At 70.5% G+C, this 15945-nt stretch carries 13 protein-coding genes and 1 pseudogene; 5 read left to right on the top strand and 9 right to left on the bottom strand.

Going from position 1 to position 15945, the window contains the following annotated elements; all coding sequences use genetic code 11:
- Window positions 1-111 precede the first annotated feature (111 nt).
- Window positions 112-828 (top strand): TetR/AcrR family transcriptional regulator, encoded by a 717-nt coding sequence (locus B085_RS0120080; RefSeq protein WP_018560372.1) that lies wholly within the window; start codon window positions 112-114, stop codon window positions 826-828.
- Window positions 829-1167: 339 nt separating this feature from the next.
- On the opposite strand, the gene B085_RS0120085 is transcribed toward B085_RS0120080, so the two are convergent.
- From B085_RS0120085 to B085_RS0120105, 5 genes are read right to left on the bottom strand one after another with little or no spacing between them, the layout of a single operon-like run.
- Window positions 1168-1818: a DedA family protein gene (locus tag B085_RS0120085; RefSeq protein ID WP_037732068.1), complete on the bottom strand. Its 651-nt coding sequence runs from the start codon at window positions 1816-1818 to the stop codon at window positions 1168-1170.
- A 4-nt stretch (window positions 1819-1822) separates the two neighbouring features.
- Window positions 1823-3031, bottom strand: coding sequence for an ABC transporter ATP-binding protein (locus B085_RS0120090; RefSeq protein ID WP_018560374.1), 1209 nt, complete (start codon window positions 3029-3031; stop codon window positions 1823-1825).
- Between the two features lie 10 nt (window positions 3032-3041).
- Window positions 3042-3881 carry a carbohydrate ABC transporter permease gene (locus B085_RS0120095; protein ID WP_018560375.1) on the bottom strand — a complete coding sequence of 280 codons (840 nt, stop codon included), beginning with the start codon at window positions 3879-3881 and terminating at the stop codon, window positions 3042-3044.
- The gene (locus B085_RS43040) at window positions 3878-4762 is read right to left on the bottom strand and encodes a carbohydrate ABC transporter permease (RefSeq protein WP_018560376.1); all 885 of its coding nucleotides are present in this window, start codon (window positions 4760-4762) and stop codon (window positions 3878-3880) included. Before B085_RS43040 ends, B085_RS0120095 begins: the two co-directional genes overlap by 4 nt.
- Window positions 4759-6030, bottom strand: coding sequence for an ABC transporter substrate-binding protein (locus B085_RS0120105; RefSeq protein ID WP_018560377.1), 1272 nt, complete (start codon window positions 6028-6030; stop codon window positions 4759-4761). The genes B085_RS43040 and B085_RS0120105 overlap by 4 nt, the downstream gene beginning before the upstream one ends.
- A gap of 168 nt (window positions 6031-6198) precedes the next feature.
- Between B085_RS0120105 and B085_RS0120110 the strand changes: the two genes are divergently transcribed.
- The 3 genes and pseudogenes from B085_RS0120110 to B085_RS49400 all read left to right on the top strand — a co-directional run bounded on the left by B085_RS0120110 (window position 6199) and on the right by B085_RS49400 (window position 9573).
- On the top strand, window positions 6199-7458 hold the full coding sequence (locus B085_RS0120110) for an FUSC family protein (protein WP_018560378.1): 1260 nt from the start codon (window positions 6199-6201) through the stop codon (window positions 7456-7458).
- A gap of 20 nt (window positions 7459-7478) precedes the next feature.
- Window positions 7479-8114: pseudogene (locus B085_RS51965) on the top strand (dihydrodipicolinate reductase C-terminal domain-containing protein); the annotation flags it as partial.
- 322 nt (window positions 8115-8436) lie between these two features.
- Entirely contained in the window at window positions 8437-9573 is a 1137-nt protein-coding gene (locus tag B085_RS49400) for a hypothetical protein (protein ID WP_018560380.1), read from the top strand.
- Window positions 9574-9654: 81 nt separating this feature from the next.
- Here B085_RS49400 and chvE read toward each other — a convergent pair whose 3' ends face one another.
- Together chvE and panD are read right to left on the bottom strand one after the other, a co-directional pair.
- Window positions 9655-10761 (bottom strand): multiple monosaccharide ABC transporter substrate-binding protein, encoded by a 1107-nt coding sequence (gene chvE / locus B085_RS0120125; protein WP_051102117.1) that lies wholly within the window; start codon window positions 10759-10761, stop codon window positions 9655-9657.
- 272 nt (window positions 10762-11033) lie between these two features.
- The gene (gene panD / locus B085_RS0120130) at window positions 11034-11456 is read right to left on the bottom strand and encodes an aspartate 1-decarboxylase (protein WP_026251250.1); all 423 of its coding nucleotides are present in this window, start codon (window positions 11454-11456) and stop codon (window positions 11034-11036) included.
- A 913-nt stretch (window positions 11457-12369) separates the two neighbouring features.
- Here panD and B085_RS43050 point away from each other — a divergent pair.
- On the top strand, window positions 12370-12876 hold the full coding sequence (locus tag B085_RS43050; RefSeq protein WP_018560384.1) for a MarR family winged helix-turn-helix transcriptional regulator: 507 nt from the start codon (window positions 12370-12372) through the stop codon (window positions 12874-12876).
- Window positions 12877-13275: 399 nt separating this feature from the next.
- On the opposite strand, the gene B085_RS0120145 is transcribed toward B085_RS43050, so the two are convergent.
- Both B085_RS0120145 and B085_RS0120150 read right to left on the bottom strand, forming a co-directional pair.
- The gene (locus B085_RS0120145) at window positions 13276-14757 is read right to left on the bottom strand and encodes a DHA2 family efflux MFS transporter permease subunit (protein WP_018560385.1); all 1482 of its coding nucleotides are present in this window, start codon (window positions 14755-14757) and stop codon (window positions 13276-13278) included.
- A 577-nt stretch (window positions 14758-15334) separates the two neighbouring features.
- The gene (locus B085_RS0120150) at window positions 15335-15916 is read right to left on the bottom strand and encodes a TetR/AcrR family transcriptional regulator (RefSeq protein ID WP_018560386.1); all 582 of its coding nucleotides are present in this window, start codon (window positions 15914-15916) and stop codon (window positions 15335-15337) included.
- Between the last annotated feature and the right edge of the window lie 29 nt (window positions 15917-15945).

A 15945-nucleotide genomic window follows, 5' to 3' on the forward strand; every position in this document is an offset into this window, starting at 1 on the left:
GTGATGGCATCGTTCCCCTCCTCTATTCTCGTACGGTGTACGAGAATAGAGGATGCTTGGATGACCTTGGCAAGAAGCCGCCTCAGCAATCAGGGGAAGGAGTGCGAGGCCGTGTCCGGGGACGGAAAGTCCGGTGCCGTGGGCGTCGATCCCGAACAGCTCTGGCTGCGTCCCACCGAGACCCGCAGAGGCCGCAGGCCCTCCTTCAGCCGGGAGACGATCACCGTCGCAGCCGTCACTCTGGCGGACGCGGAAGGACTCGACGCGGTCACCATGCGGCGGGTCGCCGCCGAGGTCGGAGCGGGCGTCATGTCGCTCTACAGCTACGCCCCTGACAAGGACACGCTGCTGGAACTGATGGTCGACCACGTCAGCGGTGAACTCACGGTCACGGACCCACCCAGCGGCGACTGGCGTGCCGATCTGAAGACCGTGGCCCACCTGCAGCGCACCCATATGCTGCGCCACCCCTGGCTGCCCGCCGCCTTGTCCACCCGTCGCGTTCCGGGCCCCAACACACTCGCCTTCCTGGAACACGTGCTCGCCGTCCTGCGGCCCACCGGGCTGGACGGTGCGGCGAAGCTAGAGGTCTTCGCCCAGATCACCGCATTCGTGGCCGGGCACGTTGCTCATGAGATCGCGCAGGCCGCGGTCTCACGATCACCAGACCGGGCCGCAGCCGAAGGCCGCTATCTCGCCGCTGTCGCCGCCGACGGCTGCCACCCGGAACTCGCCGAAGCCCTTTCCGCCCCCGGACGTCCCCTCACTCCCGACGCCACCTTCACCCGGTTCCTCAACCGCCTGATCGACGGCCTCGATACTGACTGACGCCACACATCTGTGACTGCCGTCCCGCGTGCCCAAGTCCGCCCCGCCGGGCGAGGTGCTCGACCGCGCGCGGACGCACCCCCGGGGCGACTGGTGGCTCCCGCGGCGCCGCCACATGGTCGGCGGTGACCGCCTCTGGATCCGCTTTCACCAACCCGTACAAGGTGGTCGCCGCCATGGCCGACCTGGAGGACGAGCCCCGGCAGGTCGCCGGCCCGATCCACCCCTGGCGGTTCACGGCGGTGCTGCACCTCGCGGCGGCACGCGCGCTGCATGACCGTCCCGTTCCGCCGGCCGCCCTGAGCAACGCACCAGCAGGGCGCCGGGCCGTGAGCCGCCTCAGGAGCCGGTGTCACGGCGGCGGATGCGGCGCCGGCGGATGTGGTGGGCGGTCAGGGCGGCGAGGAGGAGGCCCACGGTGATCACGGCGTAGAGCTGGAAGCGGGTGAGCCAGGAGTAGAGGGCGCCCAGGCGGGTGCCGGCGGCGTTGGCGAGGCCGGCCCAGACGCCGACCCAGAGGATCGCGCCGAGGGTGTTGCAGAGCAGGAAGCGCCACCAGGGCATGCCGGCGGTGCCGGCGATGATGCCGTTGGTCTGGCGCAGGACGTCGACGAACCGGGCGAGGAGGACGACGAGGTCGCCACGGCGGGCGAAGAACTCCTCGCCGCGCAGGAAGCGTTCCGGGGTGAGCAGGACGTAGCGGCCCCAGCGGTGGACGAAGGCGCGGCCGCCGCTACGGCCGATGAGGTAGCCGAGGCAGTCGCCCGCGACGGCCGCGGCGACGGCGACCGCGACGACGCCGGCGATGTCCATCCGTCCGGCGCCCGCGTAGGCGGCCGCGACGACGAGGACGGTCTGGCCGGGCACGGGGATGCCGCCGTTGTCGAGCAGGACGAGGACGCCGACCGCCAGGTAGCCCCAGTCGTCGAGGAGCGGGGCGAGGTCCACGAGGGGTCCGGGGAGGGGTGGCGGGACGGGGGCCGGCGCCATGGGCTCACTCCGCGGCCGTGTCGCGGGGGCGTTCGGGGAGCGTGAGGTTGTCACCCGTGGCCGGGTCGAAGACCTGGGCCCGTGCGGTGTCGAGCCACAGGCGCAGGCGTTCGCCCTCGCGTGCCCGGGTCCTGGCGGAGAGCCGGGCGACGACCTCGGGGCCGCCGGCGCCGGTGTCGGCGAGCCCGGAATCGGCGGCCAGTTCGGCCAGTTGCTCCGCGGCGGCCACGGCGGCCGCGCCGCCCTCCTGGGCGACGTGGACGTAGACGTCGGAGCCGAGGGACTCGCGGACGTCGACGGTCACGGTGACGGTGGCGCCGCCGCGTTCCGGGTCCACGAGCGCGGCGTCCTCGAAGTGCTCGGGCCGGAAGCCCGCGATGACCTCGCGCGGTGCGTCGCGGCGTGTCAGGGCGGTACGGAGCCGGTCGTCGAGCGGCAGGTCGCCGAGCGGGGTCCTCAACCGGTCCTCCTCCACCGTGGCGGGGAAGAAGTTCATCGCGGGCGAGCCGATGAAGCCGGCGACGAAGAGGTTGCGGGGCCGGTCGTACAGTTCCTGCGGCGATCCGGTCTGCTGGACGAGGCCGCCGCGCATCACGACGACGCGGTCGCCGAGGGTCATGGCCTCGGTCTGGTCGTGCGTGACGTACACCGTGGTGGTGCCCAGGCGCCGCTGCAGCCGGGCGATCTGGGTGCGCATCTGGACCCGCAGCTTGGCGTCGAGGTTGGACAGCGGCTCGTCCATCAGGAAGGCCTTGGGCTCGCGGACGATGGCACGGCCCATCGCCACGCGCTGGCGCTGCCCGCCGGAGAGGTTGGCGGGCTTGCGGTCGAGGTGCCCGGTGAGGTCGAGGACGCGGGCCGCCTCCTCCACCTTCTGCCTGATGACGGCCTTGTCCACGTGGGCCAGCCGCAGGGCGAAGCCCATGTTCTGGCGGACGGTCATGTGGGGGTAGAGGGCGTAGCTCTGGAAGACCATGGCGATGTCGCGGTCCTTGGGGGCCTTGTCGTTGACGACCTGGCCGCCGATGCGGAGGGTGCCCTCGGTGATGTCCTCCAGCCCGGCGATCATGTTGAGGGTGGTGGACTTCCCGCAGCCCGACGGGCCTACCAGGATCACGAACTCGCCGTCCGCGATGGCGAGGCTGACGTCGCGGACGGCGACCGCGCCGTCGGGGTAGCGCTTGGCGACGCCTTCGAGGGTGATCTCGGCCATGTGCGGTCCTTCAGCCCTTCACTGCGCCGGAGGTCAGTCCGGCCACGATGCGCCGCTGGAAGAGCAGCACGAAGACGACGATCGGGACGGTGATGACCACGGCGGCCGCCGCGATCGAACCGGTGGGCTGCTGGAACTGGGAGCTGCCGGTGAAGAAGGCGATGGCCGCAGGGACGGTGCGCGCGGCGGTGGTGGAGGTCAGCGAGATCGCGAAGAGGAAGTCGTTCCAGCAGAAGATGAAGACCAGGATCGCCGTGGTGAACACCCCGGGTGCCGCGAGCGGCGCGATGACCAGCCGGAAGGCCTGGGCGGGGGTTGCCCCGTCGACCTTGGCGGCCTTCTCCAGGTCCCAGGGGATCTCGCGGAAGAACGCCGACAGCGTGTAGATCGCCAGCGGCAGCGAGAAGGTCATGTACGGGATGATCAGCCCGGCCCACGTGTCGAACAGGCCGAGGAAGCGCTCGATGTCGAAGAGCGGCGACACCAGGGAGATGGGCGGGAACATCGCGATCAGCAGCGAGGTGCCGATCAGCAGCCCCTTGCCGGGGAAGCGCAGCCGGGCCACGGCGTAGGCGGCCATGGTGCCCAGGGTGACGGCGACGACGGTGGAGATCAGGGCGATCCCGATGGAGTTGACCAGCGCGCGGGTGAACTCGGAGGTCGCGAAGATGCCGCGGTAGTTCTCCAGCGTCCACGTGCGGGGGACGAAGCTGCCGTCGGAGAGGGTGGCGGGGTCCTTGAAGGACAACGCGACGATCCACCACACCGGGAACAGCGCGTAGAGCACCACGGCGGTGTTGACGACGCTCCAGCGGGCGATCCGCCGCCGCTGCGCCGGCCTCGTGCTCATCGTCCGGTGTCCTCCGTTCCTGGGGCGGCCGTGCCGAACAGCCTGATGAAGGCGAAGGCGATGACCGCCACGCAGAGGAAGATCAGCACGGAGATCGCCGAGCCGATGCCGAGGTTCAGCGCCGTGAAGAGGTTGTCGTAGCCGAGGATCGACACGGAGCCGGTGCCGTTGGAGCCCTGGGTGAGCACGTAGATGTTGTCGAAGACGCGGAACGCGTCGAGGGTGCGGAACAGCAGCGCCACCAGGATGGCGGGTTTCATCAGCGGCAGTGTGACGAGCCGGAAGCGCTGCCACCGCGTGGCGCCGTCGACCATGGCCGCGCGCAGGGTCTCCTCGGGCACCAGGGCCAGCCCGGCGAGGAGCAGCAGCGCCATGAAGGGCGTGGTCTTCCAGACCTCGGCCAGGATGATCAGCCCGATGGCCTTCCAGTGGTCGGTCAGCGGGGCCTCCCCCGCCGAGTCGACGAGGTAGCCGATGCCGGGGGTCCAGGCGTACTGCCAGGAGAAGGCGGCGACGACGGTCACGATGCCGTACGGCAGCAGGACCGCGGTGCGCACCGCGGAGCGGCCGATGATCGCCCGGTGCATGACGACGGCCAGGCCCATGCCGAGGACCAGTTCCACCGCCACGGAGACGACGGTGATCAGGCAGGTCACCTGGAACGCCTCCCACCAGAACCCGGAGCCCAGGACCGCGGCGTAGTTGTCCAGGCCCACGAAGCGGGCCAGCTGCGGGAAGCGCAGGTCGTAGCGGTGCAGGGAGAGGTAGAGGGCGTAGAGCACGGGGTAGGCGGTCACGGCGAGCATGACGAGCACGGCGGGGGCGCAGAGCAGCCAGCCGAGCCGGCGCTCCTGGCGGGCGCCCGCCGACAGCCGCGTCACGGGACCAGCCCCTTGGACTGCAGGGCGTCCTCGATCTGCCCCCGCAGGTCCCGGACGGAGGCGGCGGGCTGGATCTCGGCGGGTGGTGACAGGGTGTGGGACACCGCGATGGACACGTTCTGGTAGGCGGGGGTCTGCGGACGCAGGGCGGCGTTCTCCAGCTCGGCGAGGATGTCCTGGGCGAAGGGGTAGCTCCGCTCGATCCGGGGGTCGTCGTAGAGGGAGCGCAGGGTCGGCGGCAGGCCGCCGCGGAGCGCGGCGGCCCGCTGGTTGTCCCGGTCGCGCAGGCACAGCGCCGCCTCGAAGGCGAGCTCGGGCCGGCGGCTGTGGGCGCCGACGGCGAGGTCGATGCCGCCGATGGTGACCCGTGCGGGGCGGTCGGCGTCCACCCGGGGGTAGCGCGCCCATCGGAAGTGCCGGAAGAGCTCCGGGTTGTCGGCCTTCATCGCCGGATACACGAAGGGGTAGTTCACCTGGAAGGCGGCGCTGCCGGACTCCATGGCGAGCCGGTTCTGGTCCTCCGTCTGGTTGGACAGCGACGGGTCGGCGGCGGGAGAGGCCGCCAGGTCGCGCATGATGCCCGCGGCCCGGACGGCGGGCGCGCCGAGCGAGGGCGCGGTCGCGTCGGCGTTGAGGATCGAACCGCCCGCGCTGGCGACGAGCGTGTTGAACCAGACGGTGAGCCCCTCGTACTGGGCGCCCTGGACCTCGATCCGGTGGGGTTTGCCGGCCTTCGCCAGGGCGCGTGCGGCGTCGAGCATCCCGGCCCACGTCGTGGGCGGCTCCGGCACGAGGTCCGCGCGGTACCACAGCAGCTGGACGTTGGTGTTGTAGGGGACGGCGTAGAGGCGGTCCTTCCAGGTGGCCGTGCGCACCGGTGCGTCGAGGGTGTCCCGGACGGCCTCGGCGCGCCGGGTGCCGGTCCACGGGCGGATCCAGCCGGCCTCGGCGAACTCCGGGGCCCAGGTGACGTCCAGGCCGAGGATGTCGAGCGCGGGGTCGCGTGCGGCCAGCCGGCGTACGAGCTGCTGCCGCTGGCCGTCGGCCGTCCGGGGGAGTTTGTTGTAGCGGATGACGTAGCGTCCGCCGGAGGCCCGGCTGCAGCGGTCGGCGGCCTCCTGCAGCGCCCCGGAGTCGTCGGGGAAGTTGTACCAGTCGAGCGTCGCCCCTCCGGTCGTCCGCGAGGCACCACCGCCGCACGCGACCGCGGCGGCCGCGAGGACGAGCACCGCGGCAAGGGCCCGCGAGCGCCGCACCGCGCACGCCATAGGCACCTCGCTCCCCTGCTCGGACACACTCCGGCCCCGGACCATGAAGCCCCCGCCGGGGCCTCCGACGCAGCCTCAGGGGCGTGTCGGGGCCGGGTATTCACGCGGTCGGCGCAACCGTGCCCGCCGCACCGGTGCCGGCGTCCCGGGCCCGGGGAGACTGGCAGGGTGCCCGGCGCCCTCCCCGCCCCGCTCGCCGACCTCCTGCGGCGCACCAACGAGCCGATCGTCGTGCAGACGGCGCGCTCCACCGTGGCCGCGGTGCTGTCGTACGCCGTGGCAGTCCGGCTGCTGCCCAACCCGGCGCCGCTGACTGCGCCCCTGACGGCCCTGCTCGTGGTGCAGGTGACGCTCTACACGACGGTGACCACGGGCATCCGACGGGTGGTCAGCGTGGTGGCCGGCGTCCTCATCGCGGTGGGCTTCGCGGAGCTGATCGGGCTGACGTGGTGGAGCCTCGGGCTGATCATCCTGGCGTCGCTGGTGACCGGTCACTTCATCCGGGTGGACGAGTTCGTGGCCGAGGTCGCGATCAGCGCGATGCTCATCCTGGCCGTCCCCGCCCCCTCCGGCGAGGCGCTGGACCGCGTGCTGGAGACCCTGGTCGGGGCCGGTGTCGGGGTGCTGCTCAACGTCGTCGTACCGCCGCCCGCCTTCGTGGAGCCGGCCGGTGACGCGGTACGCGAGCTGGCGGAGCACATGCGGGCGCTGATGCTCCGCATGGGCCGTCAGGTGCGCGCCGGAGCCACCGCCGGGCAGGCCCGCTCGTGGCTGATGGACGCACGTCGGCTGGACAACGAGGTCGCGCGGTTCGACGCCTCGCTGCGCAGGGCGGAGGAGGGGACCCGGCTCAACCCGCGGGTCAGACCGGCGGAGGGCGCGATGGCCCGGCTGCTGCTGCGCAGCGGGCTCGACACCCTGGAGGTCTCGACCGTCCTGCTGCGGACGCTGTGCCGCTCACTGACGGAGCTGGACCGCGAGCGCGGCACGCGGGAGCCGCTGTTCACCGGTGAGCTCGCCGCCGGCATCGACGAGTTGTTCGCCGACCTGGCCGACGCCGTCGACAGTTTCGGCCGGCTGATCGCGGCCCAGGTCACGGAGGGTGCCGACCAGGCGGAGGCCCGGCTGGAGGACGCCCTGCGGCGCGGCCGGGAGGAAAGGGACCGGATCGCCGTGCTGCTGCGCGCGGAGACGGAGCGGCGCTGGGAGAGCTGGGACCTGTACGGGGCTCTGCTGGCCGACATCGACCGGCTGCTGGACGAGCTGGACCTCGAGAAGCGCTCCCTGTGGCTGTCGGAGCAGCTGATCGCCGCCGCGCCGCGCCCGCCGACGCTGTCCGGCCGGATGCGCCGTCAGGCCCGCTCCGCCGCGGCCCGGCTGCGCCCCAGGTCCCCCGGTAGGACCGGTTCCGGGCGGGACGGTCGGTGATCATGCCTCATGCTGGTGGGATGGACCTGCTGAACGTGTGCGTCGCCGGGGCGACGGGCTGGACCGGGGAGGCGGTGGCGCGCGCCGTCCTGGACTCCGCGGACCTGCGGCTGCGTTCCGCGGTGGTACGGTCCGCGGCCGGCGCCGACCTCGGGGCGGTGTGGGGCGGTCCCGAGCTCGGGGTGCCGGTCTTCAGCACGGTCGACGACGCGCTGGACGATGTGGACGTCCTGATCGACCACACCTCGCACACCGCGGTCGGGCGCCATGTGCGCACCGCCGTGGTCCGGGGGGTCGGGGTCGTGGTCGGCTCGTCGGGCCTGTCCGGCGCCGACTACGAGGAGATCGCCGCGCTGGCGGAGGAGCACGGCGTCGGCGTGGTGGCCTCGGGGAACTTCTCGCTGACCGCCGCCCTGGCGCAGGCGGCCGCCCGGCTGGCGGCCTGGCACCTGCCCCACTGGGAGATCATCGACTACGCCTCCGCGACCAAGCCCGGCGCCCCCAGCGGCACCGCACGCGAACTCGCCGAACAACTGGCCGCCGCACGGCGGCCCGAGTACGCCGTGGACCCGGAACACACCGCCGGGCACCCGGAGGCCCGCGGCGCGTCGATCGCGGGCACGCAGGTCCACTCGGTGCGGTTGCCGGGCTACACCCTCGCCGTGGAGGCGCAGTTCGGGATGCCGGACGAGCGCCTGGTGATCCGGAACGAGGCGGGGCCCTCCCCGCGCCCTACGTCGCGGGGACGCTGCCGGCCACTCGCGCGGCCGCGGCTCGCCGCGGTCTGGTACGCGGTCTCGACACCCTGTTGCTCAGCGGGGACTGACGTTCCGTACCTCGTGGCACTGCGTCACTTCCTTGGCCACGCTGTCGCCCGGACGCTCCGCTCGACGGGCGGCCGTTTACCGCGCGACGTACGACTGGATCGCAGGGGCGGCGGCGATCGCCGCCCGCCACGCGTCCGAAGGAAGGACCCTCATGCGAACCAGGCTGATGCGCCGCAGCGCTCTCGGCGTCGCGACCGGACTTCTCGCCACCGGTCTACTGGCCGCGTCGACCGGCAGCGCCGTCGCCACGCCGGGAAGCGACGACGGCAGGAACAGCTCCCACAGCAAGGGCAGCGACGACTACGGCGACGACGACAGCGGATACGGCGACGACGGCGGGGACAACGGCTACGGCGGGGGCAACGGGGACGACGGGGACAACGGTTACGACGACAACGGCCGCGGCGGCGGGGGCGGCGGTGGCGGCGGGGGTGGCGGCGACAACGGCCGCGGCGGCAACGGCGGTGGCGGCAACGGAGGCGGGGGCGGCGGCGGCGGCAGCTGGAACGGCGACGGCGGCGACAACGGCCGCGGCGGCAACGGCGGTGGCGGCAACGGAGGCGGTGGCGGCGACGGCGGCAGCTGGAACGGCGACGGCGGCGACAACGGCCGCGGCGGCAACGGAGGCGGTGGCGGCGACAACGGCCGCGGCGGCAACGGAGGCGGTGGCAACGGCGGCGGGGGTGACAACGGCCGCGGGGGTGGTGGCGGTGGCGGCAACGGCGGCAGCTGGAACGGCGGCGGCGACGGCGGTACCGACTGGAACGACAACGGCAGTGGCGGCGGTGGCGGCCGAGGCGGCAACGGCGACGACGACAACGGCCGGGACGGCGGCCGCGACAACGGCGGCAAGAACAACGGCAACGGAGGCGGCAAGGGCGGCGGCAAGGGGGGCAACAACAACGACAACGACGACAACGGCGACAACGCGACCTACAAGGACAAGGACGACAACGGGAAGGGCAACAGCAAGGGCAGCAACAAGGGGAGCAAGGGCAAGAGCGACAAGGGCGGCAAGAGCGGCAAGGGCCACGACAAGGGCCACGGCAAGAAGCACAAGAAGCACCACAAGAAGCAGTGCAACAAGCACGGCTACCGGTTCAGCTTCAGCTACAAGTACAGCGTGAGCTACGGCTATGGCATGGGGATCGGCCAGGGCGTCCACGCCCTCGGCCTCGGCAAGGGCCACGGCGGCTACGGAAAGGGCTCCGGCTTCACCTACAGCGACAAGTTCGACCGCGGTTACGGAGGTCTGTACGACTACGGTCTGATGAACGTGCTCATCTGACGCGGGGCTGCCGCCGGGTACGACGAGGGCCGGGAGGAACGATGTGTTCCTCCCGGCCCCGCGTACGTGCGGACTCCTGCCTCAGTTGAGGTCGGAGGCCTTGATGTAGCCGCTGTCGACGAGCAGCTTCTTGTAGTTGGACTTGTCGACGCTGACCGGGGCGAGCAGGTAGGCCGGCACGACCTTGTTGCCGTTGTCGTTGCCGGTCTTGTCGTTGATCTCGGGCTGCTTGCCGCTGAGGATGTCCTGAGCCATCTTGACGGCGACCTCGGCGAGCTTGCGGGTGTCCTTGTAGACCGTCATCGACTGTTCGCCGGCGATGATCTCGTTCACCGACTCGGTCTCGGCGTCCTGACCCGTGATGATCGGCATCGGCTTGGCGGTGGTGCCGTAGTCGTCCTTCTTCAGCGCCTTGATGAGACCGCGCGCGATCCCGTCGTTGGGAGCCAGGATGGCGTCAACGGTGGAGCTGCCCTTGTAGAAGTCGTTGAGCCGGGTCGTCATCGTCTCCTGGGCGATGTCCGCCTGCCACTTGAAGGTGGTGACCTGGCTCAGACGGGTCTGCTTGCTCGGGACTTTCAGCTGGCCGTCCTCGATGAACGGGTTCAGCGTGTCCATGGCACCCGAGAAGAAGCCCCGGACGTTGTTGTCGTTGGCGTCGCCGGCGAACAGCTCGATGTTGTAAGGGCCGGCGTTGCCGCCCTTCTTCAGCCCGAGCTTGTCGATGATGTACCGGGCCTGGAGCTCGCCGACCTTGTAGTTGTTGAAGCTCGCGTAGTAGTCGACGTTGCTGGAGCCCAGCAGAAGGCGGTCGTAGGCGATGACCTTGACGCCGGCCCGGGAGGCCTTCTGGAGCGCGTCACCGAGCTCGAAGCCGTCGACCGCGCCGATGATGAGGAGCTTGTCGCCCCGGTCGATCATCGCCTCGACCTGCTCGACCTGCTTCTCGACGCTGTCCTCGGCGTACTGCTTGTCGGTCTTGTACCCCTGCTCCTTGAACAGCTTTTCCATGTTGTTGCCGTCGGCGATCCACCGGGTCTGCTTCGTGGTGGGGAGGGCGATGCCCACTGTGACCTCGCCGCTCTGCCCGCCCGAATCGTTGCCGCAGCCGGTGGCCGCGGCCGTCAGGGAGAGCGTGAGGACCGCCAGGGTCACGGTGCGCAGTCTGGCAGCTCCGCCAGCGTGCATGGGACTCAGTTCCTTTCGGGCCGAACAAAGGTGTGCTCTCATCGCCCACCCCCGAGAGCGACAGTGTCCGGGCCCGTCACGGAGGTCCGTGGCAGCTCAGCGATCCGCCGGAGCCCGGTGAACTGCTGATGCGTCAGGCCCGAGGAGTACTGTGGGGGACCGACGGCAGCACGCCGCGCCCCCGGTCCCGACGAGGTCCGTGATCACCGGACCCCACCTGGACGGATACCTCGAATGGATCCGGACAATAGCACAGCCGCTCGTACGGACGTTCAGCCGACCGGCACTGCGTTCGGGCTCGCCTGGGTGCCGCTTCCCGGGACCGGCTCGGAGGCGTCGTCACCCAGCGCGACGATCCGGTTGCCGGCGTCGACGTGCACCACGCGCGGCCGCAGCGCGCGGGCCTCCGCGTCGTCGACCTGCGCATAGCTGATCAGGATGACCAGGTCGCCGGGGTGCACCAGATGGGCGGCGGCGCCGTTGATGCCGATCACCCCGGAACCGCGGCGGCCCTCGATGACATAGGTCTCCAGGCGGGCGCCGTTGGTGATGTCGACGATGTGGACCAGCTCGCCGGGAAGCAGGTCGGCGGCGTCCATCAGATCGGCGTCCACGGTGACGGAACCGACGTAGTGCAGGTCGGCCTCGGTCACGGTGGCACGGTGGATCTTGGACTTGAACATGGTACGCAACATGGGGACACTCCTACAAATAGGCTCCCTGCCTGCGTTTTTGCAGGTCAAGGGCTGTTTCGACACCCTACAACGAGTCGCATGCCCGGGCAGCTTTCCCCAGGGTTTTCAGAACTCATGCTGACCACTTGCCGACTTGTCCGATGCGTCGTCAGGCAGCAGGGGCATGACTTCGCCCCGCCCCGGAGCCCACCACGACGACAGCACGAGCCTACGCAGCACTGTCCGAACAGCGTCCGTGATCACTGTCACTCGGGCGGCTGGACGGCAATCCGGGAGCTAAGGCGACCGGCCGGGAGTGGGGCCACGCGCCGCCACAGGTCCCTCTACGTGACCTCACGGGGCGAAACACCTATGGATCACGAAGGAATCCGAGCGGCTGACATCGCGGCCGATAGCTGTGAATCGCTGCTCAGCCAAGCCGCGGCGATTCTCACGATCATGACCGTAGCTCGTCCGGTGACTCTTGGCGGTGGCACAGGGCGGGTGCCAACGATGCCTGGAATCCGGCCAGAGCAGGGCGCGAGCGATGCCGCGTTCCGGCTCCGGACAGCCTCAAGGAGCCGCCTTGCCCGCAGAACCGCGTTCGCCCCCACCCAGACTCCGGGACCGCGGCGTCGAACATGTCCCTGTTAATACTTCTGAGGTGGCTGCGATGCGTCAGCTTGGCGATGGAGCCACATGCCACCGGGTTCCGCATGGCCTTCGTCCGGCAGCGCCCGCCCATGTCGCAGGTCGCGTCCGCAACGGACATCCGGGCGTGACCGTCCGGCCGACCGCCGCACCGGAGCGCCAGCCAATATGGAACATATACCTTCTATACTGCAGACGGTAGCATTCGTCTCCGTGAACTAAGGTGGTCGCTGTGACTTCACAGCGCCGCACCAGTGCAGAGGGCCCTGAAAGCGGGCTTGACATGGAGGACAACTTCGGCTTTGCCCTCGGCGTGGTCTTTCGCGCTTACGCCAAGGTCGTCGAGGCGGCCGTCGCCGAGATCCCCGGCGGCCCCCGCGGCTACTTCACGCTCATGGCTGCCATCCAGGGCCACGCCAACAGCCAGCGGGCCCTGGCCAAGCGCCTGGGAATCGACCGCACGATCATGACGTATCTCCTGGACGACCTGGAACGCGCCGACCTGGTGGAACGCAAGCCGGACCCCGCCGACCGCAGGAGTCGGCACATCGTCGCCACCGAGCACGGAAGACAGCGCTGGGAGGAACTCAGCGGCCCGGTCGGCCTGGCCGAGCAGCAACTCCTGGACGTTCTGCCCGAGAAGTCGCGGGCCACCTTCCGCGCCTTGCTGCGCACCCTCGCCCACCACGTAAGCCCGGACGACCCCATGGTGCAGCCCTCTCGGGCGATCGCCTCCCAGAAGCCCGACCGGCCACCCGCTGGTCGCACGGGCCGGCGATCCACCACCTGAGCTCGCAAGGCGATGACTCGCACTGGCGACCGCACGAGTTCGCCAGTTTGGAAGGCGACATCTGCGTGAGTCATCTCCTGGAGCACTCCCTGGAGTGGCGATACCGGGACACGGTCGCCGCCACCTACGGCCCCATACTCCTCACCGAGGGGCCGGCCGTCACGATGGGACGTATGGCGGCTGAGTCACAGGCACCGGTGTGCGGGGCCGCAAACGGAGTCCGGCGCCGACGACATGCCGGAACTGCGCATGCGGCTCGTGGTGGCCGTTCTCGTCCTCTGCTCGCCACGGCCGCCCGGAGCGGCGCCGGGAGGTCGACAGACCGCGCCGGCATTCTCGGCACCGCCGGCCGCAGTACGGCAGGGCCGGGGGCGCGGCACGCCCCCGGCCCTGTTCTCGTCACTGCGCGTGCTGGAGCTCGGTCTCCGCGCTCCTGGCCGCGACCTTCGACTGGCGCTTCGGATTGCCGGCGTTGACGGCGAAGAACGCGACCAGTGCCGCGGCAGCGAGGAACCCGGTGCCCCACCAGTAGGCCGTGGAGTAGCCGTGCACCAGCGACAGGTTGGTGAGGGATGCGGAGCCGTGGTGGGAGGCGACGTATCCGGTGGTGGCGCTCGCGGCGATGGTGTTCAGCAGCGCGGTGCCGATGGAACCGCCCATCTGCTGCGCGGTGCTGGTCATCGCGGAGGCGACTCCGACGTCGCGAGGCTCAACGCCGTGGGCTCCCAGGCTGAACGCGGGCATGAACGCCGTGCCGATTCCGACACCCACCACGATCTCGGCAACCGCGATGAAGCCGAACGAGGAATCGACGTCAAGCAGGGCGAGCAGCAGCACACCGGCGCCGGACACCGCGTAACCGACACCCATCAGCAGCCCGGGCCGAACCCGGTGCGAGAGGCGGGCGCCGATCTGCGTGGAGCCGATGGCCTGCGCCGCGGCCATCGGGATAAAGGCCGCACCGCTCTGCACCGGCGAGTATCCCTTCACCAGCTGGAAGTAGTAGCTGAGGAAGAGGAACATCCCGAACATGGACATGACGGACAAGGCCAGGGAAAGATAGGAGCCCGCGCGGTTGCGTTCCGTGAGGACGCGCAGCGGCAGCAGCGGTGACTTCACCTTGGCCTCCAGCACGACGAAGGCCGCAAGCAGGAGGACGGACAGGGCGAACATGCCGATGGTCACACCGGCGCCCCAGCCGTCGCTCTCCGCTTTGGCGAAGCCGAACACCAGGGCGACGGCACCGCCGCTGGCGAGGATGGCCCCCGGGGCGTCCAGCCGTCCGCGGCCCGCGTGCGCGCCGGCGTCACGGACGACGGCCAGGACGCCGATGATGCCGATGGCAGCGATGGGGAGGTTGATGTAGAACCCCCAGCGCCAGTCGGTGTACTCGGTGAACACTCCGCCGAGCAGCAGGCCGAGGGCGCCGCCCGCGGTGGCGATGGCCCCATAGATGCCGAAAGCCTTGGCGCGCTCCTTGGCGTCGGTGAACGCCAGCGAGATCAGCGCCAGGGCGGCGGGGGCGAGGAGCGCGCCGAAGACGCCCTGGAGGGCGCGGGCAGTCAGGAGCGTGGGCAGGTTCTGCGCCGCGCCGCCTACGCCCGAGGCCAGGGCGAAGCCGACCAGGCCGATCACGAACACCCTCTTGCGGCCCCAGAGGTCGCCCAGGCGCCCGCCCAGAATGAGCAGGCCTCCGAAGGCCAGGCCGTAGGCGGTGATGACCCATTGCCTGCCGCCGTCGGTGAAGTGGAGGTCATGCTGAGCAGACGGCAGAGCGATGTTCATGATCGCCCCGTCGAGAAAGACCATCAGCTGGGCTACGGCGATGAACAGCAGGGCCAACCAGCGCCGGGGGTCGGGATGGTGGACGTCTTGGGACATGACTTGCATTCCTTGAAGGTGTCGGTTGTCGGCCGGGCTTTTTCAGCCGGTCCGCGGTGAATGGCGGTCTGCGACGTGTCGGTGGTGCGGGCGCGCTCGATGGCGTCGATCAGGCGCTGGACATGGCATGACGGCGGGCGCCATGCGGGTTCCGGCGGCCCGGGTCCGGGGCGAGCCGGGAGGACAAGCGGGCGTCGTTGCCGCACAAGGGGTGACGGAGTTCGCCGGGCGCGTCGCGGCCCACGCACGACTCGGATAGCCGGAGGAAGCGGACAACGGTGTCCGCGCCCCACCCTCCGACCGGGAGGCAATTGGCGGCTTGCGTCAAAGGCTCTTCACGGTCCTTGCACGCGGCTGCGGCGGCCCGCGCCGCACCTTGTCGCGACGTGCTGACGCGATCGACGCCCGGCGACGCCGCGATGGCGGGACGCGCGAGACGGGGCTCAGTCCTGATCCCGCCGCCGAACCGGTCATCCCGCCCTCCATTCTAACACGAACGATCGTTAAATTAAGCGGACATGCGAATACCCGGCTGCCGTAGCGGCGACAGGACCGGTCGGAACCCGGCGTCGCGGAGTCAGCGAAGGCAGTTCAGGGCGACCTCCGCGGCCCGCGTCAGCGCGGCCCGGTCCGGATTTATGGCCCCCATGACCCGCAAGCCCTGGAAGGCCATGGCGAGGAAACCTGCGAGGTCTGCGGCGCTCTGACCGGCCGGGATCTCGCCCCGCCCTTGCGCCTCGGCAATGACCTCGAAGAGCGTGAGTTCCAGCAGCTGCGTCGTTGCTCGAAGCCGCTCGGCCACCTGCGCATCGCTGTGCGCACGCTCCATCGCCGCCCCCACAATCAGGCATGACGCCTGGCCGGGACCGCAGGTCACTTCGTCGATCACTGCCACGAAAGCCGCACGGATCGTCTCCCTCGCGTCACCGCCGGCACGCAGCATCTCGATGAACGGCAGCGCGTAGCGCCGCCGGTACAAGTCCAGTGCGGCCAGGTAGAGACCTTCCTTGCTGCCGAAGGCCGCGTAGATCGAACCGCTGCCGATCTCCATGGCGTTCGCCAGGTCACGCACGGAAGTGCCACCGTATCCGGTCCGCCGGAACGCCTGCATCGCCGCGGTGACGGCGGCTTCGGTGTCGAACTCGCGAGTACGTGCCATACACGTGACCGTACCTATTGATGGAACGA

This window comes from Streptomyces sp. BoleA5 (assembly GCF_000373665.1).
Taxonomy (GTDB): domain Bacteria; phylum Actinomycetota; class Actinomycetes; order Streptomycetales; family Streptomycetaceae; genus Actinacidiphila.